A 2,226-nucleotide genomic window follows, 5' to 3' on the forward strand; every position below is an offset into this window, starting at 1 on the left:
AAATTATTATGTAAATATATTTAGAGATTATATCATAATAGATTATGTTGTCAAGTAATAAATATATATTTTTATTTAAAATATTATTTTTAATAAAAAGCTAAAAATTATAGATTTTTGTATTGAATTTTTTATTATAATTGGCTATATTATTATAAATTTAGTTTTAAACTTTTAAAAGGTGGTTTGGCTATACAAAAAGTATCATCTCTTGAAATTTTACTATATGAAAAGAGAAATAATATAAAAAATGGCTTTTATCATTTAAATCAAATAGCTTTTGCATATAACTCTATTTTATATTGAGTTACAAAAAATAAACTAGGTTTTTGGATTAATTTGAATAAAATGTATTCTGTGCTTGAAAAAGTTATGTCAGGATTTGGGACAAAAATAGATAGCTATGTTTAAAAATTTCCCAGAAAAAAGTTCAAAAAGTATGGGTTATATTGAGCTAGAGGGCATTAAGAAATAAAATCAGAAAGGAAAAAGACAATGGCATTAAAAAAGATAGAGCTTCCAGACGAGCTTTTGGCAAAGCTAGGTGCAACAAAAAGTCCAAAAGAGTTGGGTGAGATAGTAGAAAGTTACGTAGTGGCAGGGATGGAGTGTATTAGATTTCCAAAAGATAATATAATGCTTTATAACGTTATTTTAGATCTAGCGATAAGGCTTGGCAAAGAACAAGAAATAAATACTATGGTAAAAGAAGCTCTCAAAGAAATAAATCAGAAAATTTTGAGTGAGCTATAAAATTAGTTAAAAATATTAACTAATATAGTATTTTTAATATAAAAAAATAATTTTATTTAAATTTACAATTATTTGAATATTAAAAAATAAAAAAACAATATTTTTTAATAATTTACTAGTTTTTATAATAATTAAACATATTATTAAATAAAAATCAAAGATATCTAATGAAAAAAACATATATTTTAAAAAACAAAGACGTCGATGTTTTAGAATTTAATGTCTGTTTTGAAAAAGAGATATTTAGGGGTTTTAAAAAGGAGATCGCCTATCTAATTGATGCTAAAATTTTACACCAGGATATGGTGCCATATGAAATAAAAAAGAGCTCGCAAAGCATTAAAGAATTACTAGAGAGCTGGATCAGAAATAGAAAAATCCCAAAAAATAGAGAATTTGTTAATGAAATTCTAGCCAGTAGCGGCATAACAAGAGAAGATAATTTTATGGCCTATATCAACATATCCTTTGGGCTTTCTCTTAATGATTGCTATTGGGTGGTATCAAACGAGCAAGACTACAAATGGTCTGATTATAATTTATATAGCAATTCTTTCAATGAGACACTTGCATTAGTTGCCTTTACTGGCATATTAACAAGACTAAAAGAGCTATCTGTATCTCCAGAATTAACAACAAATGGCATGCTAAAGAAATGTTGGCATAAAAATGAAAGTAGTGGCAAGATTGAACTATATAAAGGTAGCAATACAAAAAGCACAGAAGGCGGATATGAAGCATATTGTGAATATTATATGGCTCAAATCGCAAAAGCACTAAATTTAAATGCAATAGGCTATGATCTAGTCGCTTTCAAAAAAGAAATTGTAAGTTCTTGTGAGCTTTTTACTAGTGAAAAGTATGGCTATTTACCAATTTACTACTGCTTGGACAAGAGCGATATAAAGTTAGACAAACTAAATTTGATGAAAAAAATAGAAGAAATTTATGGTAAAGAAGCATTTGAGGATTTAATGCTTTTTGATGCCTTGATACTAAATACAGATAGGCATTTAGGTAATTTTGGCATGTTAATAGATAATGAAAGTCAAAAGCTAATTAAAGCAGCACCGATCTTTGATAATGGTCTATCCTTTTTAAATTTTATAGTTCAGGAAAAATTGACAAACATAGATAGCTTGATGGAGGATAAAATAAGCTGGTTTGAGTTAAATTTCGATGATCAGGCTAAGATGTTTGCTATGCCAAGACATATAGGACGACTTGAAAAGTTATCTAACTTTAAGTTTGAGCGGCATGAATTTTATAACCTAGATGAAGACCTCTTGCGAGAGGCAGAAAATTTCATATCAAAGAGAAGCCAGGCGATATTAAATATGGCTCTTGTTACTATAAATAAATTAGATCAACCTTAAATTTTACAACATAAGAATACAAACATGATTACTAGTTTTTTAAAAAATCAATTTTTATAAAATCTTTTTTTGATTTTTTTAATTTTAGGTCGTAGAA

General features: G+C 26.9%; 2 protein-coding genes. Both read left to right on the forward strand.

What is annotated here, in order from left to right:
• Nucleotides 1-495 precede the first annotated feature (495 nt).
• A complete protein-coding gene (locus CVT14_RS10525) occupies nt 496-753 on the forward strand; it encodes a hypothetical protein (RefSeq protein ID WP_107850308.1) in 258 nt (85 codons plus the stop codon).
• A gap of 167 nt (nt 754-920) precedes the next feature.
• A complete protein-coding gene (locus CVT14_RS10530) occupies nt 921-2,129 on the forward strand; it encodes a transcriptional regulator (protein WP_107850309.1) in 1,209 nt (402 codons plus the stop codon).
• The last annotated feature ends 97 nt before the right edge of the window (nt 2,130-2,226 follow it).

This window comes from Campylobacter concisus, assembly GCF_003048445.1.
In the GTDB taxonomy this organism is placed as follows: Bacteria; Campylobacterota; Campylobacteria; order Campylobacterales; family Campylobacteraceae; genus Campylobacter_A; species Campylobacter_A concisus_BF.